Below are 22,095 nucleotides of genomic sequence, written 5' to 3' on the forward strand. Positions count from 1 at the left end.
TCTACACCGCCATTTTTCTTTTTCGGCAGGAACTTTGCCATCCGAAGACGAAATGTAAGTAGGATAGGGGGGACAGGCATGGCAGTAAAATCGAATCATGTTACGATTAAGGGCATCAAAGATGGCCTGGTATTCCTGCTTGACGATGAATGTGAATATGAGGAATTACTCGGTGAACTCCGCTACAAGCTGGAGCACAGCCATCAAAATATTTTGACCGGCCCCATCATTCACGTGGATGTCAAAATGGGGTCAAGAAAGATTACGGCAGAACAGAAGCAAGACATACTCGACATTTTAAAACAAAAAGGGAATTTGCTCATTCGCTCTGTCGAATCTCCTGATTCGGAGCCTGAGCAGGCACCCGCGTATGTGATCATGACTGGTATGGTGCGATCCGGACAGGTGCTGAACCATGATGGGGATTTACTTTTTTTAGGTGACGTCAACCCGGGAGGCAGTATTTTATGCACGGGTGATATTTACATACTGGGCGCGCTAAGGGGAATGGCGCATGCCGGGACCAAAGGCAATGAGGAGGCGATCATCGCCGCATCTCATTTTGCTCCGACGCAGCTGCGGATTGCGCAGCAAATCAGCCGTCCGCCCGATGAATGGGAGATGCGTGAAACGAGTATGGAATTCGCTTTTTTGCAAAATGGGGCCATGCGAATCGACAAAATTAGCAACATCGTACGTTTGCGGCCTGATTTTAACGTGTTTAAAGGGGTGTAGCACATGGGAGAGGCTATTGTCGTTACTTCCGGTAAAGGCGGTGTAGGCAAAACGACCACATCGGCTAATATCGGAACTGCACTTGCGCTGCTTGGCAAAAAGGTCTGTCTGGTGGATACGGACATCGGCCTCCGCAATCTGGATGTCGTCATGGGGCTCGAGAACCGAATCATCTATGATTTATGCGACGTTGCGGAAGGACGCTGCCGCTTGAATCAGGCGCTTGTAAAAGACAAACGTTTCGATGAGCTGTATATGCTGCCGGCTGCCCAAACGAAGGATAAAAACGCCGTATCGCCTGAGCAGGTTCGGGATATCATTTTGGAACTGAAAAAAGAGTATGAGTACGTTATTATCGACTGCCCGGCCGGGATTGAGCAAGGCTTCAAAAATGCGATTGCCGGCGCGGACAAGGCGATTGTCGTAACGACGCCGGAAAATGCGGCCGTTCGCGATGCGGACCGGATTATCGGACTGTTGGAAAGCTCCGACATCGAGTCGCCGAAGCTGGTTGTCAACCGCATTCGTCCCAATATGGTTAAAACGGGAGACATGCTGGATATTGAAGACGTGCTTCAAGTACTTAATATCGATTTGATCGGAATCGTCCCTGATGACGAGCATGTCATCAAGGCGGCGAACAGCGGCGAGCCGACGGTTATGAATCCCGATTCGAAAGCAGCCATCGCTTACCGCAACATTGCCCGCCGCATTCTTGGGGACACGGTGCCTCTGATGCATCTGGATCAGAAAAAGGGCATGTTTTCGAAATTCAAAAAATTGTTTGGCATCGGTTGATGCTTCGCCTTCCTCAGGAGGTTCGTGTTTCCTGCCACAAATCATGTTTCTACGATCAAAAGACGCTCATCTGAGCGTTTTTTTGATTATAGAGCTTTGTGGGGTTAAGTTTTTTGGGGTCCCCGCAAAGTATTTGGAATAGCAACGAAGCGTAGGCTCCACTTTGTGGGGTTATTTTTGTATGACTTTTCCGTTAAAAAACAGCCAATCATGTATAAGCGCTCTTCAAATCAGGTTAAGTTACATTGTACGGGACTTTTTGTCCCGGCACAGCTGCAATTGGCATAAATCCCCCTCGTGAAGAAGGAGTGAACAAGAATGTTCGGTATCCTGGCATCCATTTTTGTCATACAAATTGTTTATGTTTCTTTTTTTACCCTGCGCATGATCCTGACTTTAAAAGGGCAGAAATATTTTGCGGCAGTACTCAGCATGTTTGAAATTACGATTTACGTGCTTGGCCTCAGCATTGTTCTTAAATATGTCAATCAGCCGATCAGTCTCATTGTCTACGCGGTAGGTTACGGTCTGGGCGTGCTGGTTGGCTCCTGGATCGAAGGGCGGATCGCCCTTGGATACATTACGATGAAGGTGATCGTCAATGATCCGGAAAGCAGCATGGCCAGTTCTTTGCGGGAAAATGGGTACGGTGTGACCTCCTGGATCGGAAGCGGCCGGGATGGACACCGGCTGGTGTTTGAAGTGCTCGCCAAACGAAAAAACCAGAAAAAATTGTATGACACCATCCTAAAGCTGGACCCGAAAGCTTTTATTGTCGTTACAGAGCCGGTGCTGCTTCATGGCGGGTTTTGGGCCCGCGGCACAAAAAAATAATAAAAATTTGTTTCAACCTCTGCAAAATTGGGTAAGTAAATTAGACATATTGTTTGCGGGAGTGCAGGTGACGGGCCTTCTTGCAAAAAAGAAGGAGCGTTTTTTGCCTGCGCATTTTGCATTTGTCCATTCGGGCTAGAAGCAGCAGCACTACTTTTCGGGGCCGATTTGGATTGTTTTTTCCATCGTTTGAAATCATTTCACTCCCATTATCAATTCCTCTTTTTTCGTTTAAAGCGTCATGCTTCGTTTGGCCCCAGTAATTACATAATAGGCTGCACGTCTTTTTGTTTTTAACCTTCCGCCTTTTCTTCAGCACTTTTTGTTCCCCGATGGATGATTTGCCAAATGCTCCGCATAATATGGATACTGTTTGCAAAGGGGCGATTGAATGATTGTACTTGATCATGTGAACAAGGTCTATGATAATGGCTTTCACGCGTTGAAAGACATTAATCTCGAATTCAAAAAAGGGGAGATTACCGTTCTGATCGGACCGAGCGGCTGCGGCAAGTCGACGACGATGAAGCTGATCAACGCGCTTAACACGCCATCATCAGGCAAGGTGCTTATCGACGGTAAAGATATCTCGGGCATGAATCCGGTTGAACTGCGGCGCAATATCGGTTATGTCATTCAAAGCGTCGGATTGTTCCCGCATATGAATATTTCCAAAAACGTAGGCGTGGTTCCGCGTTTGAAAAAGTGGGACAATGACAAAATCGAGAAAAAGGTTAACGAACTGCTGGACATGGTCAATCTGGACCATAAAATTTATGGCACCCGTTATCCTTCCGAGCTAAGCGGCGGCCAGCAGCAGCGTGTTGGCGTCGTGCGCGCGCTTGCAGCCGATCCCGATGTTATTCTGATGGATGAACCGTTCTCCGCGCTTGATCCGATCAGCCGCGAGCAGCTTCAGGATGAACTGATCCGGCTGCAGCAGGAACTTCACAAAACGATCATTTTCGTTACGCATGACATGGATGAAGCGCTTAAAATCGCGGATACGATCGTGCTGATGAAAGACGGCGAGGTTGTGCAGGCAGGAAGACCTGATTCGATTTTGCGTCATCCGGCCAATGAATTTGTACGGAATTTCATCGGTTCGAAACGTCTGCAAGATGGCAATGAAAGCACCTATGAAATTCCGCTAGTGGATGAAGTGATGATTACGAATCCGGTGACGGCCTTCCCGAACAGAGGACTTGCCGAAGCGATCAAAATGATGGAAACGAAGCGGGTCGATTCCCTGCTGATCGTTGACCGGAACCGTCAGCTGCAGGGTGCGGTGTCGATCTATCGCGTGCTTGACCAATACGGCGAAGAGGGCAAAAGCGTTGCCGACGTCATGCATCCCGTCCGTTTTTCCGTGACTTCCGGAACGACGCTTCCGCAGGCGATCGAAATCATGGATAAACATCAGCTAAGCAATCTGCCGGTGATCGGCGAGAACAACCGGTTCCTCGGGCTCATTACAAGAGGCAGTGTGGTCAAGCATTTGGCCGAAGTGTATCCAACGATGGTTCCTCCGCTGCTGAACGGAGAGGATGAGTGATATGAATGCATTCTGGAGTTTTATCACGGAACGTTATCCGGATATCCTCAAAGCGCTGCAGGAACATCTCGTTTTGTCATTTTCAGCAGTGATCCTGGGGACGATCATCGCGGTGCCGATCGGTATTTTGCTGGTGTACAACCGGGTCGGCTGGATCAACAGCGCCGTTTTTTTTATCGCTAATTTATTCCAAACCGTCCCGAGCCTGGCGCTCCTTGCGATCCTGATTCCGCTGCTTGGCATTGGAATGAAACCGGCTATTCTGGCGCTGCTTCTGTATTCCTTGATGCCGATTCTGCGGAATACCTATGACGGATTTCGTTCGGTTGACAAGGGTGTGCTCAGTTCTGCCCAAGGGATGGGGTACAGCACGGCGCAGACGATCCTCAAGATCCAGCTTCCCTTATCGCTTCCTTATATTATGTCTGGAATCCGCATTACGACGGTGTACATTATCAGCTGGGCGACGCTTGCATCCCTGATCGGGGCTGGAGGCCTGGGCCAGTTGATCGTGTCGGGACTCGGCGTCAACAAACCGGAAATGATTTTTATCGGGGGCATAGGAGCGATTTTGCTCGCTTTGATCGCCGACGGTTTGCTTGGGCTGCTTGAAGGCTGGCTCGGCAGACGTTACCATCAGACCCGGGAGTCCGCCGTATGAGCAAAAGCCGAAGAAGCGGCCAAGAAAGGAGCGAGGGAAGCGTGATGAAACTGATAAAGCTGAAATGGATGCTGATGCCGATCTGTGCAATCCTGCTTGCCGGTTTGACTTCCGCTTGCGGGATTCAAAGCCAGGTTACCATCGGGACTCAAACCTATACGGAATCAAAAATTATCGCCGAAATGTACAAAGCTCTCATTGAAGACCGTACAAATCTTAATGTGGGCATCATTCCGGATCTGGCGTCAAGCTCGTTGGTCATCAATGCCATGAAAAGAAACGATGTTCAAATGGCTACTTTATATACAGGTGAAATCTTTAATAACCATTTTCCTATCAGCGGCTCCAAAGACCGTCAGCAGGTTTTGAAGGAAGCGCAGGAGGGGTTCCGGAAATACTACCAGTTCTCCTGGCTGGATCCGCTCGGATTTGAAAATACTTATGCGTTTACGGTGCGGAAAGATCTTGCCGACTCCAAAGGTTACACCAAAATTACCGATGTGAAAAAGGATATGGATGCGATGAAGCTTGGCGTGGATACCACCTGGCTGGAAAGAAGCACGGATGGTTATCCCGCATTTTCCAAAGCGTACGGCATCAAGTTCGGCCAGGTATTTCCGATGGAAATCAGCCTGGTGTACAGCGCGGTAGCGAACAAACAGGTGGATATCGTACTGGCTTATTCGACGGACTCCCGGCTGAAGGCGTATAACTTAAAAACGCTGCAGGATGACAAGCAATTTTTCCCTCCTTATGATGCGAGCCCGGTGCTTCGTTCGGACCTGCTGAAAAAGCATCCCGAAATCCAGGAAGCGATTGCCCCTTTAATCGGCCATCTGGATGCGGATACGATGATTGCGCTCAATTACCAGGTGGACATCGAGAAAAAAAGCGAGCGGGAGGTTGCAGTCGCATATTTGAAGGAGCAGGGCCTCTTGAAAAGCTAAAGGAGGGTAAGGAATGCAAAATGAATCTTTGACGTTTATGGACTTCCTGTCCTATGTTTCACGTAACAGCGGGATGTTGTGGGAGTATTTCATTCAGCATATTGTGATGGTGGTCATCGGCTTGGGGCTGGCGGTCGTTGTTGGAGTGCCGCTTGGCATTCTTTGCTCCAGAAGCAAGTGGGCGGCCAAAATCATTTTATTTATCACCAACATTCTTCAGGTGGTGCCCAGCCTCGCGATGCTGGTCATTCTGATGTTGTGGCTGGGACTCGGGACGAAGACGGTGATGGTGGGATTATTCCTGTATTCGCTGAATCCTATTACGCGCAATACTTACGTCGGACTAAAGCAGGTCAGCCCAAGTTATCTGGAATCCGGCAGAGGAATCGGCATGAGCGCTTTTCAATTGCTTGTAAAAGTCCGCTTTCCGTTGTCTTTGACCTATATCATGTCGGGTCTGCGCATTGCGGCCGTCATCGCGATCGGCGTCGTCACCATTGCGCCGCTGGTCGGCGGAGGCGGACTTGGACGGGAAATATATGCTGGCCTGAACAGCAATAACTCGCTGCGCATTTTTGCAGGCGCCATACCGGCCGCCCTTCTTGCCATCGTGGCCGATGTCGTGCTCGGGTATCTGCAGCGCAAAATGGATCTGGCCAAACGGAAGTCCGGTACGGCCCCTTCCCCTACGAATGCCCAGAATATAGGATGAGGTTTTAAGGCCGCGTTCATGTTCACGGAACTCCTTCCTAGCGAAGGGGTTCTTTGTTACCCGATTCTCTTCGTACCATATGCTTACCCTAAAGCTGCAGGCTTGTTCTAAAACAGGGACATCCCCTCATAAAATGAAATAAAGTGCGTGTTCAAAAAGGCCGGTTTTCAGCACCGAAGCTTAGCTTCCGATGTGCGTTTTTTCAAAACGCTTGAGTTGGATGAAGCGAGGGACTGGGGGACTTTTTGAACAACCTCTTAAAAACAAGCCTCGAAAGGGGATTAAGCGATGAATACGAAATCCTCCATCAAGCAGCGCAGGGATGAGCGAATCAGGGATCTTTTGCTGCGCGAAGAAACGGTCAAACCGCTGCCCCAGCCCATCCAAGATCCGCCATTATGGAACAAGGGAAGGCTGCCCGATCCGATTGAACCGGAGCCCGATCCGGAAAAAGTTTGGAAGACTGAGCATACGAAAGGCCGCGGCCCGTTCAGGTATAGAACGCGTTTTGTCTCCGGATTTATGTGGCGTTTGTTTTTCAGCGCGCTTCTTTTTATTTCGATATGGGGGATCTTCAAGTTTCCTCAGCCGTGGAGCGCCAAAGTCCAGGAGTATGTCATGCAGTCGTTGAATCGCGAAATGGATTTTCAGGCGGTGGAGGCGTGGTATGAGTCCCATTTTGGCAAAGCGCCGGCATTTATTCCGATTTTTAAGCAAAATCAGAACTCTCCACTGAAGGTAAATGCATCCAAATCATTGTATCCGCCTATCGAAGGCGATATCGTTCAGGCATTTGCCGTCAATTTGAAAGGCGTGGAAATCGCCCCGCGCAAGGTTTCGAATGCTCCGGTTCAGGTGAAAAGCATGGAAACGGGACGCGTCACTTCGGTTACCGGCGATGCTGAGAGCGGAATAACCGTCACGATCCAGCACACCGGGAAGCTGATAGCATCTTACGGCCATCTGGGCGAAACCCGCTTGAAAAAAGATGATTGGGTCGAAAGCGGCGATGTGGTCGGACAGTTGCAGCCTGCGCCGGAAGGAGAGACGCCGACTCTGTTTTTCTCCGTTAAAGAGGACGGTGATTACGTGGATCCGGCGGAAGTGATTCCCATTGATTAACATGCGGGGAATCAAGCTGTCACTGCATCCTTTTTTCGTTATTTTGATGCTGTTTTCCGTCATGACGGGGCATTTCCTGGAGTTGATCGTCCTGTTTTCCATCGTATTGATCCACGAATTGGGCCATTTGGCGGCAGCGCTTCTGTGCGGCGTCCGCATCCGCTCGATTCAGCTCCTCCCGTTCGGCGGAGTAGTTGAAATGGAAGATCACGGGCAGCTCACTGCCTGGAAGGAGATCGGGATCGCCATCGCCGGACCGCTGCAAAACGTTGTGATGATCGGCGCCGCGCTCCTGTTTCGTGAACTCGGATGGGGGGACGGCGCTTTTTTGGCTTATGTCATTTATGGCAACGGAATGATCGCTTCGTTTAACCTTCTCCCGATCCTTCCCTTGGACGGGGGGAAAATCCTTCAGGCCGCAGCCAGTTTATGGTTTCCTTATCACCAAACCCTGCTTTGGTCTTCGAGAATCAGTCTGGCGGGCAGCGCCGGCATGGTTTTACTTTCGGTTTCCTCCCTCCTGCTGGGCGAGGGCAGGATCCAGCTTAATCTTCTTATGATCGGTATTTTTTTGTTATATTCGAATTGGATGGATTACCGCCATATTCCCTACCGTTTTACCCGATTTCTGATGAACAGGGAAAAAAAGTATGGCGAAGCGGCCCGCATAGGAACATTGGCCCAGCCAATCATTGCGGATCCGGCGAAACATTTGGAGGGTATTTTGCGTCTATTTAAGAGGGAGAAGTATCATGTCATCTATGTGTTGAACAAGCAGGGGGGCTTGATCGCCATGCTTCCCGAGCAGCGATTGATTTCGGCTTATTTTGCCACAGACCGCCCGCGTACCTGATTATGGCATGAGCGGGTCTACACATACAACGAAAAATTGAAACAGAGGATAATCCCATGTAGGAGCTATGAACTAAACAGTGCGTGTTCAAAAAGGCCGGTTTTCAGCACCGAGAAGGTTGGATAAAGCTAGGGACGAAAGGAGCGGAGCTACACGTTTTCGTAGAAAACGACTTCGTAAGCATCTGCTTGTAGTGGGTACGTGAGCACCTGAAATGTTTCCGAAGGAAACATACTTCGTAAGCATCTGCTTAGGCCCGACTGAATTCAAGATTCGATGCCCTGGCCTGCTTCCTGATTCACTTCGTGCTAGATATAGAATTTATAAGTTATCAGCTACGCTGATGAAATTCTATATCGCAAGAAAAACTACAGCTAAAGGTGGTCTGTCTGCTGTGATAGTACGTCAATAGACGTTTTTCTTATCAAAAGCGGACTTTTTGAACAACCTCTAAAAGAGAATTCATGGCGAGGTGGGATGGAAATGTCTTCTAGCAGGGGTGAAGCCATGAAACAAATGATTGTTCATTGTGAACCGAAACTGACGCAGATGGCCCTCTTGGAGGAAGGCAAACTTGTGGAGTTTGCAGCTGAACGCAGCCAGAACCACAGTCTCGTAGGAAGTTTTTATAAAGGACGTGTCGTCAACGTGCTTCCGGGCATGCAGGCGGCTTTTGTGGATATCGGTCATAAAAAAAATGCATTTTTATATGTAGACGACGTTCTGCATCCGAATCTGGAGAAACAGCCGAAAGAGAAACCGGCGATCGAATCGCTGCTGCGTGTTGGGCAGGAAGTGATTGTGCAGGTGATGAAAGAACCGCTTGGCAACAAGGGCCCCCGCGTAACTACGCATTATTCGCTTCCGGGCCGGTGGGCCGTGTATATGCCTAATGCGGATTATGTGGCGGTCTCCAAGAAGGTTACCAAGGAGCAAGAGCGCAGCCGCCTGAAAATGCTCGGCGAAGAAATCCGGCAGGGTGGAGAAGGCGTGATCCTGAGGACCGTCTCCGAGGATGAGCAGCCGGAGGCTATCGCGGGCGATCTGGATTTGCTCCGCAACCAGTGGAATTTGATTCGGAAACGGGCTGAATCGAGCGCGGCGCCTGCTCTATTGCATCGGGATCTAAGCATCGTGCAGCGGTTCATTCGCGATGTGTTTGACCCGCATCATGATGAATTGAAAATCGACGGCGCTAAGGAAGCCAAGGAGGCTGAACTGTTTCTGGAGGAAATTACCCATGGCAGCCATCTGCCTGTCAGCGTCTATCAAGGGCATGAGCATATTTTCAAAGCCTACGGGGTGCAGGAGCAGTTGGAGCGGGATTTCTCGCGTAAAGTCATTTTGGAAAGCGGCGGTTCCATCGTGTGGGATCAGACGGAAGCTCTTACGGTGGTGGACGTAAACACCGGCAAATATACCGGCGGGGAGAATTTGGAGGATACGGTGACGCGAACCAATCTTCAGGCAGCGGAGGAGATCGCCCGGCTCATTCGGCTGAAAGATGTCGGCGGAATTATTATCGTAGACTTTATCGACATGGAGCAGGAGCAGCACCGCCAGGAAGTGGTGGACAGGCTGGAAGTCGGAATGAGCAAAGACCGCACGAAAAGCCATGTCGTCGGGTGGACCAAACTGGGCCTTCTCGAATTGACGCGCAAGAAGGTGAGGGACGATACGTCCATGCTGTTCACCAAGCCGTGCGATCAGTGCGATGGAACAGGCAGAATAAATCTGATAGGCATCCATTGACTAAGATGCTGGTCGTATGTTAATATCTATGAGTATGTGTCCGGTATTCATGCTTGTCACATGCTGTAACCGCTCCGGTCGGGTTGAAAAGCGCAGCTTACGGGCGGCCACCTGGATCAGGCGAGTCTGAGACATGAGGAGGTGCAAGCAAATGTACGCAATTATCGAAACAGGCGGTAAACAATACAAAGTTCAAGAGGGCGACGTATTGTACATCGAAAAACTGAATGCAGGCGACGGCGAAAGCGTAACTTTCGACCGTGTGTTGGCCGTATCCGGCGATAAAGGTTTGGTAGCTGGTACGCCGGTTGTTGCCGGTGCATCCGTAACCGCAAAAGTGGAGAGACATGGCAAAGGTCAAAAGGTTGTAGTATACAAATACAAACCTAAGAAGAACTACCACAAGAAACAAGGCCATCGTCAACCTTACACAAAAGTAACCATCGAAAAAATCCAAGCATAAGAAGGTGCGCGGATTGATTAAAGTGCGCATTTTACGCAAGCAGGATGGCAGCATTCATGGATTTGAAGTGAAGGGGCATGCGAACTATGCGAAGCATGGCGAAGACATTGTGTGTGCCGGCGTATCGACGGTCACGGTCGGAACCGTGAATTCCTTGGAAACATTAACCGGAACGATAATGGATAGCAGAATGAATGACGGCTTTTTAAGCGCCTATCTTCCTGGTGACGGGATGGAGGCCGGAGGCCGACAGGAACAGCTGCTGCTTGAGTCCATGGTTGTAATGCTGAATTCGATCGCAGAATCATACGGGAAGTATATTCAAATACAAGAAGTTATCATCTAAGTAAGGAGGTCGACAACATGTTAAAATTGAACCTTCAATTGTTCGCATCGAAAAAGGGTGTTGGTTCCACAAAAAACGGACGTGACAGTGAAGCGAAGCGCCTTGGCGTGAAGCGTGCTGACGGTCAAATCGTTACTGGCGGAAGCATTTTGGTTCGCCAACGCGGAACTAAAATTCATCCTGGTACGAATGTGGGAATCGGCAAAGACGATACTTTGTTTGCAAAAGTGGACGGCGTCGTGAAATTCGAGCGTTGGGGCCGCGACCGCAAAAAAGTTAGCGTCTACCCTGTTGAAGTCGCTCCTGTAGCGGCAGCGGTGGAAGCGTAAGTTGTCTTCCGCACCACAGGTTGAATTAACGAGAAGAGCCTTCGGCAATGCTTGCCGGAGGCTTTTTTTAAAATCTTAAGAGAATTGACGTACTCTCTAAGAAGGTAAACTGCATTTAGCGGTTGTTTTTCTTGCTTAAGAAAGTATAAGCTGCGCGTATACTCTGATCTTATATTTATCGCAGAATCGCTTACCGTCCTCGAAAAGGACGACGTAGGCGTTTCTTCGGTTCCGGCAGAGGATGGAAGGATCAGGAATTGCCAGTAAAGGCTGTCCGGACAAAAAGTGATGATTTTTTAGGCTCCCTTAGGCATTCTCTAGGCATTTATAAGCAGCAGGGATTAAGTAGGATATGTTTTTATGCAGCGGATGGATGAACTACGAAGGATTGCTGTGTTATACTGGTAATTGATGTAAGGATGATCGGTGATCAGGAACGGGGAGAGGCCATTGAAATCCTGGAAAAGCATATTGGCTGTATTCGTTGTATCTCTTGGAGTACCTTTGTATTTTGTCATTCAGGACAAGTCTTTGATTTGGAGCATCGTGCTGGCGTTGTGGGTAGCCGCAGTGCTGGCGGGAGGATATGTGGTGATCAGCCGCAGGCAAGAACATGAGAAGCAAATCCTGCTGCGCAGCTTTGAGGAGGCAGCGATTCGGACGCTGAATCATCACCGCCATGATTGGATGAACGATCTCCAGATCTTGTATGGTTATATCCGGCTAGGGAAAATTGATAAAGCTGTCGAGTGCGTGGAAAGAATAAAAGAGCGGATGAATCAGGAAAGCAAAATTTCGAAGCTGGGGATTCCGTCTTTAGTGTTCTTTTTGCAGTCGTTCCGGACAAATGGCAGCAATCTTGAGCTTGAGATCGCCGTGGATCAGGACATGCAGCTTGATAAGCTGAGTCCCCGGGACGGCGCCGATTTGGCGACGGTGATCATGCAGACGATTCGCGCTTATCAATACAGCGGCAAAGTTTCGTGTGGAGAAACGCGTAAGCTGCTGCTCGGCCTGCGGCAGAACGGTCCTGAAATTATCGTATGCTTTGAGGTAGAAGGCGCGGTGGGGGACCCGGAACTGCTTAAGGAGCAAATTTATAATGTGGTACAAGGCAAAAAAATGAAAGCGGAGCAGCTTCATCCCTCCCAGGCTTCATTTGAATTGCACGTGCCGTGTGAGTTATGAGGAAGGTGAAGTCATGTTTGTAGATAAAGCGAAAATTTACGTCAAGGGAGGCGACGGCGGCGATGGGCTTGTTGCCTTCCGCCGGGAGAAATACGTACCTGAAGGCGGACCTGCCGGCGGCGACGGCGGCAAAGGAGGCGACGTGATTTTTCGCGTTGACGAAGGCCTGCGTACACTGATGGATTTCCGTTACCAGCGCCACTTCAAGGCTAAACGCGGGGAAAAAGGGCGGAATAAAAGCCAGCAAGGCGCCAACGCAGAAAATATGATCGTGCGGATCCCGCCGGGAACCGTTCTGATCGATGATGATACGGGCGAGGTATTGGCGGACATGGTTCGGCATGGACAGCAGGTTGTCGTAGCGCGCGGCGGACGCGGCGGACGCGGCAACATCCGTTTTGCGACGCCTAACAATCCGGCTCCGGAGCTGGCCGAGCATGGCGAAGAAGGCGAAGAGCGATACGTTGTCATGGAACTTAAGGTCATGGCAGATGTCGGGCTTGTCGGATTTCCAAGCGTCGGCAAATCCACGCTGCTGTCCGTCGTTTCGGCTGCTCAGCCGAAAATCGGCGCATACCATTTTACAACGATTACCCCGAATCTCGGAATGGTTGAAGTGGGAGACGGCCGCAGCTTCGTCATGGCCGATTTGCCAGGACTGATCGAAGGCGCGCATGAAGGCGTGGGTTTGGGGCATGAGTTTTTGCGCCATGTGGAACGGACGCGGATCATCATCCATGTGGTGGATATGGCCGGGTCGGAAGGCCGCGATCCGTTCGAAGACTGGGAGAAGATCAATCAGGAGCTGAAGCTGTATAACGAGGCTCTTGCCGAGCGGCCGCAAATTGTGGCGGCGAACAAAATGGACATGCCTGAGGCCGAAGAGCATCTGGAGATGTTCCGGGGACAGGTGGCAGCCGTAAGACCTGACATCGAAATCATGCCGATTTCTTCGCTTACCCGTCAAGGGATTCAGGAGCTGCTTTATCGGGCGGCAGACATACTCGATTCGATTCCGCAGGAGGTTCACGTTGAGGAAGTGGCCGAAACGGCGGAAAGAAAAGTGTATAAGCTCGATAAGAAAGAGGAAGAGGATTCGTTTACGATTACGCGCGACAATGAAGCGTTTGTGGTGCACAGCGCCAAGATCGAACGGATGCTGAAGAGACTTCAAATGAATTCCCACGAAGCCATCATGAAGCTTGCCCGCACGATGCGCCACATGGGCATTGACGACGAACTTCGCAAACGCGGGGCGGTGGAAGGGACGATCGTCCGGATCGCCGATTTTGAGTTTGAATTCGTGGAAAGCAGCAGTTATTATTAAAAGAAATGAAAAGCCGTTTGCGGTGCACAGAAATGTGCCTGAACGGCTTTTTTTCATATCATATAAACTTCCGGGGTCCCCGCAAAGTAAACGGAATAAGCTTCAAAGGCTACACGATACTCAGTACTTTTGCTCCGCAAAAGCGCCCCTCTGTGAGAGGCGTCGGACTTCTTTCCGATACTCTTTGTAGGGTAATTTTAATACATAGAAAAGAGGATTCCCAAAGCGGGCGTTTCTCTTTTCTTCCGGATAAAAAGGGGCAATAACTATTGACCACAGGGACACATTTCTTTATAATGTCCACTATATGAAAACATGAGTCTTTGAGGAGAGGACGTTCGTGAAAGAACGCTATTATTTGGTCCGTGAGGATATTTTGCCTGAAGCCGTGGTCAAAACGATGCAGGTAAAGCAGCTGCTTGCGACCGGTGACGCGAAGACGGTGCATGAGGCTGTGGAGCAGGTTGGGATGAGCCGCAGCGCTTTTTACAAATACAAAGACGGCATTCATCTAATCAACCAGCTCGAAAGGGAGCGGATCGTTACGATTTCCATCGACATGGAGCACCGCTCAGGCATGTTGTCCAAAGTATTAAGTCTCGTTGCCGGCTTTGGCGGAAACGTGCTGACGATTCACCAGAGTATCCCGCTGCAGGGCGTGGCAAACGTGGTCATATCAGTAGAGGTTTCCCGTTTGAATGAAGAGCTGGGAGATATGCTGGAAAGCCTTCGCGGCTGTGCCGGCGTTAAACGCGCTAATCTCATCGGCCAGGGCTAGTTTTTGGAATAAGAGAAAACAAAACGAAATGGATGCAGGAAACAGGAGGTAGGAAAGGGAATGAAACCGGTAAAAGTAGGATTATTGGGGCTTGGCACCGTAGGAACGGGTGTCGTTAGAATTGTGGAAGGTCATCAGGAGGATTTGAGCAGTCAGGTCGGCTCTCCGATCATCATTGAGAAAATCGCCGTGAAAAACAGTGATAAATCCCGCAGTATAGAGGTGGATAAAGGGAAGTTGACGGAGGATCCATGGGAAGTGATCCGTGATCCCGAGATTGATGTGATTGTTGAGGTTATGGGCGGTATCGAACATACCAAAGCATATATTCTGGAGGCGCTGGAGCGTGGGAAGCATATCGTCACCGCCAACAAGGACCTGATGGCCTTGCACGGCTCGGAGATTTTGGCCAAAGCCCAGGAAAAGCAGTGTGACGTGTTCTACGAAGCCAGCGTTGCCGGCGGCATTCCAATTATACGTACTTTGATCGAAGGTTTTTCATCCGACCGTATTTTGAAAATTATGGGCATCGTCAACGGGACAACCAATTATATTTTGACGAAAATGAGCCAGGAAGGCGTATCCTACGAGGCAGTGCTTGAAGAAGCGCAAAAGCTGGGATATGCGGAAGCGGATCCGACCTCGGATGTGGAAGGTTTGGATGCAGCCCGCAAAATGGCCATTCTCGGAACGCTGGGCTTCCGCACCAATGTGGAGCTGAAAGATGTCAGCGTGCGCGGAATTTCCCAGGTTTCGAAAGAAGATATTATGTATGCGAAACGTTTGGGGTATGAAATGAAGCTGCTCGGCATCGCTGACCGGGAAGATGATCATGTGAGCATCAGCGTTCAGCCAACGATGGTGCGCAAGGGACATCCAATTGCCTCCGTCAACGGCGTGTTTAATGCGGTTTACGTGTACGGAGAAGCAGTGGGTGAAACGATGTTTTACGGTGCGGGCGCCGGCGAAATGCCAACGGCAACTTCGGTCGTTGCTGATTTGGTCGCGGTGATCAAAAACTTGAAGCTTGGCGTCAACGGTTTGAAGGCTATCGTTCCTTATAAACCGAAAAAGCTGAAGAGTGACGAACAAATCGCTTTTAAAAATTTCATTTTGCTGCATGTGGACGACAAGGCCGGCGTGCTTGCCAAAATCACTCAAGTATTTGCGGAGTTCGGGGTCAGCCTGGAATCCGTTGTGCAGCAGCCGAATGAACTGAACCCGGAAGCGGAAATTATTATCGTTACGCATCATGCGAGCAAAGCGAGCATGGACAAGGTGCTGCAGCATTTTGAAGGGCTTGAAGTTATTCGCAAGATCAAAAGCGTCTACCGTGTGGAGGGGTAATTATCCGTTTTATTACGTTTACCCGTTTTTATATAAAGGATTCCCAAAAATCCTGAACAAAGAAAAAAGGAGCCATACCGATGTCATACCAAGGACTGCTTCAAACTTATAAATCATATCTGCCAGTCAATGAAAATACGCCCCTGCTTACGCTTAAGGAAGGCAATACGCCGCTGATCCGCGCGGTGAATCTCTCGGAGGAACTCGGACTTGATCTGCATTTTAAATACGAGGGACTGAATCCTACCGGTTCTTTTAAAGACCGCGGCATGGTTATGGCGGTTGCCAAGGCCATCGAAGAGGGCAGCCGCACGATCATGTGCGCTTCTACGGGCAATACTTCCGCCGCTGCAGCCGCTTATGCGGCCCGTGCAGGCCTAAACTGCATCGTGCTTATTCCGAACAATAACATCGCACTTGGCAAACTGGCGCAGGCGATGATATACGGGGCCAAGGTTATTGCCATTGAGGGCAACTTCGACCGCGCGCTGGAAATCGTGCGCGAAATTACGGCCAAACATCCGATCACGCTCGTCAACTCGGTGAACCCATACCGCATCGAAGGGCAGAAAACGGCTGCGTTCGAGGTAGTCGACCAGCTGGGCAAAGCGCCTGACGTGCTGGCGATCCCCGTCGGGAATGCAGGCAATATCTCGGCTTATTGGAAAGGTTTTAAAGAATATCATACCGCAGGCAAAGCATCTTCGCTGCCGAAAATGGTCGGCTTTGAAGCCGAAGGCGCTATGGCTATTGTTAAGGGCGAGCCAATTCTTGAGCCTGAAACGATTGCCACGGCGATCCGGATCGGCAACCCGGCAAGCTGGAAAACGGCGGTTGCTGCGGCTGAGGAGTCTGGCGGACAAATCAATTATGTGACGGATGAAGAAATTTTGGCCGCCTATCGTATGATCGCCTCCCGCGAAGGAGTGTTTGCCGAACCGGCTTCCGCAGCATCGGTTGCGGGCGTATTAAAGCTGAAACGGGAAGGTTATTTCAAAGGCGGGGAATCCGTTGTATGCGTGCTTACCGGCAACGGCCTCAAAGACCCGAACGTAGCCTTGAGCACCGTTAACGCCGATCCGCTTGTTGTACAAGACACTGAAGAGGCAGTTATGGAGGCCATCGCCAAGTTGGAAGAGGCCAAAGCATGATCAGACCGGAAGGAGTATGTGTAAGGGTTCCTGCCAGCACTGCGAATCTCGGTCCCGGGTTTGACACGCTGGGCATGGCTTTGTCATTGTACTCATGGATCGGGATGAAAGCATCCGATGAAACGGTGATTCGTTTGTACGGAAGTGAAATGGAAGGAATACCGACGGATAAAAAGAACCTGGTTTATCAGGTGGCTCAAATGGTGTTTCGTGAAGCGGGCATTCACCTGCCCGAGCTGGAAATATCGATGTATTCCGACATTCCGCTCACCCGTGGTCTCGGCAGCAGCGCTTCCGCTATCGTTGGCGCGCTTTATGCCGCCAATGCCTTGATCGGATCGCCATTGTCCGAAGCGAGGCTGTTCGATATGGCGACTGCGATCGAGGATCATCCGGATAATGTCGGGGCTTCGTTGTTCGGCGGGCTTATTACGGCGATATGGGACGGCGAACATGCAGATTATATCCGGATGCAGCCGCATGAGGATTTGGAAGTGCTTGTCGTCATTCCGGAGTTTCAATTGTCGACGTCAGAAGCGAGAAAGGTGCTCCCCGATAAAATCAGCCGCAAGGATGCGGTATACAATATCAGCAGATCTTCTTTGCTTGTGGCCGCTTTGTGCCAAGGCAGACTAGATCTGATCAGCCGGGCAATGTCCGATCGCCTGCATCAGCCGTACCGGGCGGAGCTTGTGCCGGGCATGGCCGAAATATTGGATCATGCTGCGGAGCATGGGGCGCTGGGGATCGCGTTGAGCGGTGCCGGACCGACATTGCTTGCGCTCGCCCACCGTCGTTCCGGGCGAAAAGAGGAACTGGAGGCCTATCTGCTGAATACGATGAAAGCCGAGGGCATACGCGCCTCTGTACGGTGGTTGAAGCCGTCATCCGAAGGGGCGCGTCTGCTCGGCAGCATGCCATCCGGCTCACTTTTGGAAATGATAGAAGGGGAAATACACACATGAAGCGAATTGCATTATTGCCCGAAGGTTCGGTATCGCACGAGGCCGCGCTGCAATTACTCGGGGATGAACCGGCAGAACTTGTATACCACAAGCTGATCTCAGACGTGTTTTTATCGACGGTCCACGGAAAAACCGATTATAGCGTCATCCCCATAGAAAATACCATTGAAGGCTCCGTAAGCCTTCATATGGATTGGCTTGTTAATGAAGTGGATCTTCCCATTCAGGTGGAATGGGTTTATCCATCGATCCAAAACCTGATTGGAGACCGCAAGGAATTTGTGGCGGATTCGGGGGAGGTAGACTTTACGCGAATCCGGCAAATCTTGTCACATCCCGTGGCGACGGCCCAATGCCAGCAATTTATCCGCAAACATGCACCGCAGGCAGAGCTTGTGAATGCAGGAAGTACGACGGAAGCGGTGGGCATTGTGAAAGAACATCCGGGGCAGGGTCTTGCGGCCATCGGGACCAATCTCGGGGCATCCATACACAAGCTGGATGTATTGGCGCAGCGGGTGACCGACCATGACAACAATTACACCCGGTTCATTCTGATCGGCAACCAGCCGCTGGCTAAGCTTCCGCAGCAGATCAAGCAAATGAAAACAAGCATTCTGGTTACGCTGCCGGAGGATTTTCCGGGTGCGCTCCATCAGGTATTGGCGGCATTTGCGTGGCGGCGTCTGAATTTGTCCCGCATTGAGTCCCGCCCAACGAAGAAGAAACTGGGCAGTTATTATTTTTATATCGATGTTCTGGAATCGGTGGATTCCGTGCTGCTGACCGCGGCGATTGAGGAAATCAAGGCTTTGGGCTGTCAGGTGCGCGTTCTTGGCTCCTATCCAAGCTATACTTATCAGGAATTAATCTCGGAGGTGCTGTAGTTTATGTCAGAGCAGTGGATCTATCTGGATGGAGAATTCGTCACCAAAGAAAATGCGAAGGTATCGGTATTCGATCATGGTTTTTTGTACGGCGATGGTATTTTTGAAGGCATCCGCATCTATGAAGGCAATATTTTTAAATGCGATGAGCATTTGGAGCGTCTTTATGATTCCGCAAAATCGATAGACCTTATCATTCCGCTGTCTTTGGAGGAAATGCGGGAGGCGATGGCGGAGACAATCCGCCGCAACGATATGAGAAACGGGTATATCCGTCTTATTGTCTCCCGCGGAGCGGGCAATTTGGGGCTTGATCCAAGACGCTGCCCGAAACCGACGGTGCTGATCATTGTGGAACAGCTTGCGATCTACTCGGAAGAAGCATACAAACAAGGCCTTCGTGCCGTATCGGTATCCACGCGCCGCAATCTGCCCGACGCCCTGAATCCGAAGATCAAATCGTTGAATTACTTGAACAATATTTTGGTGAAAATCCAATCCAATCTTTATGAAGCGGATGAGGCGATAATGCTGAATGCGCAGGGCTATGTGACTGAAGGCTCTGGCGACAACATTTTCATCGTCAAAAGAGGTGTTGTGTACACTCCTCCTTGCTATCTGGGCGCGCTTGAAGGCATTACCCGCATGGCCATTATCGAGCTGTGCGAGAAGCTTGGTTACAAGCTGAAGGAAGAGCCGTTTACGATGCATGACATTTACATTGCGGATGAAGTATTCTTCACAGGTACGGCGGCGGAAGTTATCGCAGCGCGCGAAATCGACGGACGGATGATTGGCAAAGGCGAAGCAGGTCCGATTACGTTGAAACTGCTCGAAGAATTCCGCAAAGCGGTTACCAAGGACGGCTACAAAGTCTGGTAGCTATACGGACGTAGCGCCCGGTTCACGCGGCCGGGTTACCGAAAAATCCTTTCATGACAAGCTCATGGAAGGATTTTTTTGTCATAAGGGATGTCATCCGCCTATCCCGTGCATAAGATGTAGTAACGAAGGCGGACGATTTATGCGCCTATAAGAAGTTTAGGAGGTATTTGCCGCGTGAAGATACACATCGTAAAAAGTGGCGACACTTTATATGAGCTTTCTAAAAAGTATGGTATTCCTCTGCAAAAAATCATCGACGCAAACCCGCAAATTTCCGACCCCAATCAGCTGCAGATCGGACAAAAAGTCAAAATACCGGCTGAACCGGTGCAGGTTCCAAGTGCTGATCACATCATCCATAAGCATGTCGTCAAGCAAGGGGACACACTTTGGAAGCTGTCGAAAGCTTGGGGAGTATCCCTGAAAGAGATGATCGACGCCAATCCCCAGCTCAAAAATCCGAATGCGCTGCTTGTAGGAGAGGTAGTCAACATCCCTAAAGTCAAAGGCGATCCGGTAGCCAGCGAAAATGCCCATGCAAACGAAAATGTGAACGTGGCTCACGAAAAGTTACATCCTGGTGGAAAACATTTTACCGGTCCGAAAGAAGAAATCACGGCTCCAAAAGCGGAAGCTACCGCCCCGGCCCATTTGCCGCCGCAGCAGCTCGAAATGCCCAATCTCCCTAATCTTCCGAATGTACTGCCAAACATTACAAATGTAATGCCTGAAGTAACAGTGCCGAACATTATGCCGAACGTGCTGCCCGAAATGGTTAAACCAAACGAGACGCCAAACGTAAAGCCCGAAATGATTAAACCAAACGAGAATCCGAACATCATGCCGGAGATGACAATTCCGAACGTGATGCCGAACGTAATGCCTGAAATGATTAAACCGAATGAAAATCCGAACATCATGCCGGAGATGACAATTCCGAACGTAATGCCGAACGTAATGCCCGAAATGATTAAACAGCATGAAAATCCGAATATCATGCCGGAGATGATCATGCCAAACATGATGCTGAACGTGATGCCTGAAATGATTAAACCGCATGAGAACATGAATATTATGCCAGAGATGATCATGCCAAACGTCATGCCAAACGTGATGGGGGAAATGCATGTACCTAATGCCAAACCGAATATTATGCCTGTAGCCGAAAATAAACCTGCAGAGATCAAACCGATTGCTAAAGAGCCTTGCGGCTGCGATGATAATCAGTGGATCGGGGGAGCACATCATCCTTTTATGCAATACACGACCCCTGTTCACGAAGTAGGTTCTTATTATCATATGCCTTGTGACGATGGTGTTTTGGCTGAGCAAGTTTCAGAACATAAACATCATCATATGGGTAAAACATCGCATTATCCAGGCATTGTAGAGGGCGCAGAAGATCATTATACATCTAATCAATCCTGGGTAAGCCCTGCTACTCACGTACCTGGGGACGGACATTGGGATCATCACCATTGGGAAAACCATCAATCGCCTGTTGCTTACGAGCTAAGTATGCAGTCTCCTGTAAGCCATCATCCGAATCAGCCATTTCATCATGAACATATAGCGCCGATCTATGCCCCTAGTCCTTGCGGTTGTTCCGGAACGGCTCCGGTTTATCATGCGCCTGAACCTGCTTTTGTGGATCCATACTGCTATTCGCATTTTGTTCTCCCTCCATGGTGCTACCCGCACCCTATGATTGCGCCGGTAATGGAACCTTATGGCGCAGAACCGAATGCGCAGCTGGGCGCATACAGCCATGGGCCGAATATGCCGTTTCATGACCCGAATACGAGTTTTCCCGGATTGGGCGGCATGGTTGAGCCGATCTGGGACCGGGCTGAGCTAACAACCGTATATCCTCCACAGCAATCTGAAATTGAATCTGAATCTGAATCCGAGTCCGAAACTGAATCCGCGCCTTCCGCCAGCATAAATTCGGTCGAGGTGGCGGCTCAAGCGCCGAGGGAATCTTTTGAAACGGAAGAGACCGTAGGGAAGGCGGAGGCCGAACCCGCCAAAAAGGTAAAAACGCTGAGCAGTTCCAGAACTTCCCGCGATAAAGCACCAGCCAAAAAAGCCAAAAGCAAAAACAATGCCTCAAGACGGAAAAATCCTTGGATCAAAAGATAAAACTTTGACGAATCGATCCAATGCAAGCCTATTTTGTTGCAGATCGCACAAACAACAATTGTATAAAGCGGTCTCCCGCAGGTTGCAAAAACTTTGTGGGAGACCTTTATTTTGTCTGTCTGTTTATGTTAAGTAAATCATGTTAAAGCGTTCGAAAGACTAACGAGATTCTGACTATGCAGATGCTTAGCAGATAAGATGAGGAAGTAGCAGCCGTAAAGTCAATGATTGCATACGAACAGAAGTCTACAGTTTTTTTAAAAAAGTACTTGCTAATTACAAGACTAATATGTTATATTATTGTTCCGGCCAAGAAAA

22 protein-coding genes and 1 other annotated feature are annotated in these 22,095 nt (G+C 49.9%); all 22 genes read left to right on the forward strand.

Annotation, left to right across the window (positions count from 1 at the left end):
• Positions 1-78: 78 nt before the first annotated feature.
• The 22 genes from minC to L6442_RS08710 all read left to right on the forward strand — a co-directional run bounded on the left by minC (position 79) and on the right by L6442_RS08710 (position 21,777).
• On the forward strand, positions 79-735 hold the full coding sequence (gene minC / locus L6442_RS08605; protein WP_194235219.1) for a septum site-determining protein MinC: 657 nt from the start codon (positions 79-81) through the stop codon (positions 733-735).
• Between the two features lie 3 nt (positions 736-738).
• Positions 739-1,533 carry a septum site-determining protein MinD gene (minD, locus tag L6442_RS08610; protein WP_194235218.1) on the forward strand — a complete coding sequence of 265 codons (795 nt, stop codon included), beginning with the start codon at positions 739-741 and terminating at the stop codon, positions 1,531-1,533.
• Between the two features lie 318 nt (positions 1,534-1,851).
• Positions 1,852-2,367 carry a DUF2179 domain-containing protein gene (locus tag L6442_RS08615; RefSeq protein ID WP_194235217.1) on the forward strand — a complete coding sequence of 172 codons (516 nt, stop codon included), beginning with the start codon at positions 1,852-1,854 and terminating at the stop codon, positions 2,365-2,367.
• 391 nt (positions 2,368-2,758) lie between these two features.
• On the forward strand, positions 2,759-3,922 hold the full coding sequence (locus L6442_RS08620) for an ABC transporter ATP-binding protein (RefSeq protein WP_212980035.1): 1,164 nt from the start codon (positions 2,759-2,761) through the stop codon (positions 3,920-3,922).
• Position 3,923: 1 nt separating this feature from the next.
• Entirely contained in the window at positions 3,924-4,583 is a 660-nt protein-coding gene (locus L6442_RS08625) for an ABC transporter permease (protein ID WP_212980034.1), read from the forward strand.
• Between the two features lie 44 nt (positions 4,584-4,627).
• Entirely contained in the window at positions 4,628-5,530 is a 903-nt protein-coding gene (locus L6442_RS08630) for a glycine betaine ABC transporter substrate-binding protein (protein WP_212980083.1), read from the forward strand.
• 13 nt (positions 5,531-5,543) lie between these two features.
• Complete coding sequence (locus L6442_RS08635; protein ID WP_194235214.1) at positions 5,544-6,242, forward strand: ABC transporter permease; 699 nt, start codon at positions 5,544-5,546, stop codon at positions 6,240-6,242.
• Positions 6,243-6,530: 288 nt separating this feature from the next.
• Entirely contained in the window at positions 6,531-7,364 is an 834-nt protein-coding gene (locus tag L6442_RS08640; RefSeq protein ID WP_212980033.1) for a M23 family metallopeptidase, read from the forward strand.
• Positions 7,357-8,217, forward strand: a complete 861-nt coding sequence (locus L6442_RS08645; RefSeq protein ID WP_194235212.1) for a M50 family metallopeptidase — start codon at positions 7,357-7,359, stop codon at positions 8,215-8,217. The genes L6442_RS08640 and L6442_RS08645 overlap by 8 nt, the downstream gene beginning before the upstream one ends.
• Before the next feature lie 507 nt (positions 8,218-8,724).
• Positions 8,725-9,969 carry an Rne/Rng family ribonuclease gene (locus L6442_RS08650; RefSeq protein ID WP_212980032.1) on the forward strand — a complete coding sequence of 415 codons (1,245 nt, stop codon included), beginning with the start codon at positions 8,725-8,727 and terminating at the stop codon, positions 9,967-9,969.
• Positions 9,970-10,026: 57 nt separating this feature from the next.
• Positions 10,027-10,107, forward strand: a sequence feature (ribosomal protein L21 leader region).
• 13 nt (positions 10,108-10,120) lie between these two features.
• A complete protein-coding gene (gene rplU, locus L6442_RS08655; RefSeq protein ID WP_194235210.1) occupies positions 10,121-10,432 on the forward strand; it encodes a 50S ribosomal protein L21 in 312 nt (103 codons plus the stop codon).
• A gap of 13 nt (positions 10,433-10,445) precedes the next feature.
• On the forward strand, positions 10,446-10,778 hold the full coding sequence (locus L6442_RS08660) for a ribosomal-processing cysteine protease Prp (protein ID WP_212980031.1): 333 nt from the start codon (positions 10,446-10,448) through the stop codon (positions 10,776-10,778).
• Between the two features lie 17 nt (positions 10,779-10,795).
• Complete coding sequence (gene rpmA, locus L6442_RS08665) at positions 10,796-11,107, forward strand: 50S ribosomal protein L27 (protein ID WP_194235208.1); 312 nt, start codon at positions 10,796-10,798, stop codon at positions 11,105-11,107.
• A 450-nt stretch (positions 11,108-11,557) separates the two neighbouring features.
• A complete protein-coding gene (locus L6442_RS08670) occupies positions 11,558-12,295 on the forward strand; it encodes a Spo0B domain-containing protein (RefSeq protein WP_194235207.1) in 738 nt (245 codons plus the stop codon).
• 13 nt (positions 12,296-12,308) lie between these two features.
• The gene (obgE, locus tag L6442_RS08675; protein WP_212980030.1) at positions 12,309-13,622 is read left to right on the forward strand and encodes a GTPase ObgE; all 1,314 of its coding nucleotides are present in this window, start codon (positions 12,309-12,311) and stop codon (positions 13,620-13,622) included.
• A 340-nt stretch (positions 13,623-13,962) separates the two neighbouring features.
• The gene (locus tag L6442_RS08680) at positions 13,963-14,400 is read left to right on the forward strand and encodes an ACT domain-containing protein (RefSeq protein WP_212980029.1); all 438 of its coding nucleotides are present in this window, start codon (positions 13,963-13,965) and stop codon (positions 14,398-14,400) included.
• A gap of 60 nt (positions 14,401-14,460) precedes the next feature.
• Positions 14,461-15,747 (forward strand): homoserine dehydrogenase, encoded by a 1,287-nt coding sequence (locus L6442_RS08685; RefSeq protein ID WP_194235204.1) that lies wholly within the window; start codon positions 14,461-14,463, stop codon positions 15,745-15,747.
• An 80-nt stretch (positions 15,748-15,827) separates the two neighbouring features.
• Positions 15,828-16,898: a threonine synthase gene (gene thrC / locus L6442_RS08690; RefSeq protein WP_194235203.1), complete on the forward strand. Its 1,071-nt coding sequence runs from the start codon at positions 15,828-15,830 to the stop codon at positions 16,896-16,898.
• Positions 16,895-17,863 (forward strand): homoserine kinase, encoded by a 969-nt coding sequence (gene thrB, locus L6442_RS08695; RefSeq protein WP_212980028.1) that lies wholly within the window; start codon positions 16,895-16,897, stop codon positions 17,861-17,863. The genes thrC and thrB overlap by 4 nt, the downstream gene beginning before the upstream one ends.
• Positions 17,860-18,750, forward strand: coding sequence for a prephenate dehydratase (pheA, locus tag L6442_RS08700; protein ID WP_194235201.1), 891 nt, complete (start codon positions 17,860-17,862; stop codon positions 18,748-18,750). The genes thrB and pheA overlap by 4 nt, the downstream gene beginning before the upstream one ends.
• Positions 18,751-18,753: 3 nt before the next feature.
• Positions 18,754-19,632: a branched-chain-amino-acid transaminase gene (ilvE, locus tag L6442_RS08705; protein WP_194235200.1), complete on the forward strand. Its 879-nt coding sequence runs from the start codon at positions 18,754-18,756 to the stop codon at positions 19,630-19,632.
• A 177-nt stretch (positions 19,633-19,809) separates the two neighbouring features.
• Positions 19,810-21,777, forward strand: a complete 1,968-nt coding sequence (locus tag L6442_RS08710) for a LysM peptidoglycan-binding domain-containing protein (RefSeq protein ID WP_212980027.1) — start codon at positions 19,810-19,812, stop codon at positions 21,775-21,777.
• Positions 21,778-22,095 lie beyond the last annotated feature (318 nt).

The organism is Paenibacillus azoreducens, from assembly GCF_021654775.1.
GTDB lineage: Bacteria > Bacillota > Bacilli > Paenibacillales > Paenibacillaceae > Paenibacillus_AQ > Paenibacillus_AQ azoreducens.

Bases quoted from the DNA above. Each gene is read 5' to 3' on its own strand.
- minC (WP_194235219.1), top strand. From the start codon at position 79: ATGGCAGTAAAATCGAATCATGTTACGATTAAGGGCATCAAAGATGGC.
- minD (WP_194235218.1), top strand. From the start codon at position 739: ATGGGAGAGGCTATTGTCGTTACTTCCGGTAAAGGCGGTGTAGGCAAA.
- L6442_RS08615 (WP_194235217.1), top strand. From the start codon at position 1,852: ATGTTCGGTATCCTGGCATCCATTTTTGTCATACAAATTGTTTATGTT.
- L6442_RS08620 (WP_212980035.1), top strand. From the start codon at position 2,759: ATGATTGTACTTGATCATGTGAACAAGGTCTATGATAATGGCTTTCAC.
- L6442_RS08625 (WP_212980034.1), top strand. From the start codon at position 3,924: ATGAATGCATTCTGGAGTTTTATCACGGAACGTTATCCGGATATCCTC.
- L6442_RS08630 (WP_212980083.1), top strand. From the start codon at position 4,628: ATGAAACTGATAAAGCTGAAATGGATGCTGATGCCGATCTGTGCAATC.
- L6442_RS08635 (WP_194235214.1), top strand. From the start codon at position 5,544: ATGCAAAATGAATCTTTGACGTTTATGGACTTCCTGTCCTATGTTTCA.
- L6442_RS08640 (WP_212980033.1), top strand. From the start codon at position 6,531: ATGAATACGAAATCCTCCATCAAGCAGCGCAGGGATGAGCGAATCAGG.
- L6442_RS08650 (WP_212980032.1), top strand. From the start codon at position 8,725: ATGAAACAAATGATTGTTCATTGTGAACCGAAACTGACGCAGATGGCC.
- rplU (WP_194235210.1), top strand. From the start codon at position 10,121: ATGTACGCAATTATCGAAACAGGCGGTAAACAATACAAAGTTCAAGAG.
- rpmA (WP_194235208.1), top strand. From the start codon at position 10,796: ATGTTAAAATTGAACCTTCAATTGTTCGCATCGAAAAAGGGTGTTGGT.
- obgE (WP_212980030.1), top strand. From the start codon at position 12,309: ATGTTTGTAGATAAAGCGAAAATTTACGTCAAGGGAGGCGACGGCGGC.
- L6442_RS08685 (WP_194235204.1), top strand. From the start codon at position 14,461: ATGAAACCGGTAAAAGTAGGATTATTGGGGCTTGGCACCGTAGGAACG.
- thrC (WP_194235203.1), top strand. From the start codon at position 15,828: ATGTCATACCAAGGACTGCTTCAAACTTATAAATCATATCTGCCAGTC.
- thrB (WP_212980028.1), top strand. From the start codon at position 16,895: ATGATCAGACCGGAAGGAGTATGTGTAAGGGTTCCTGCCAGCACTGCG.
- pheA (WP_194235201.1), top strand. From the start codon at position 17,860: ATGAAGCGAATTGCATTATTGCCCGAAGGTTCGGTATCGCACGAGGCC.
- ilvE (WP_194235200.1), top strand. From the start codon at position 18,754: ATGTCAGAGCAGTGGATCTATCTGGATGGAGAATTCGTCACCAAAGAA.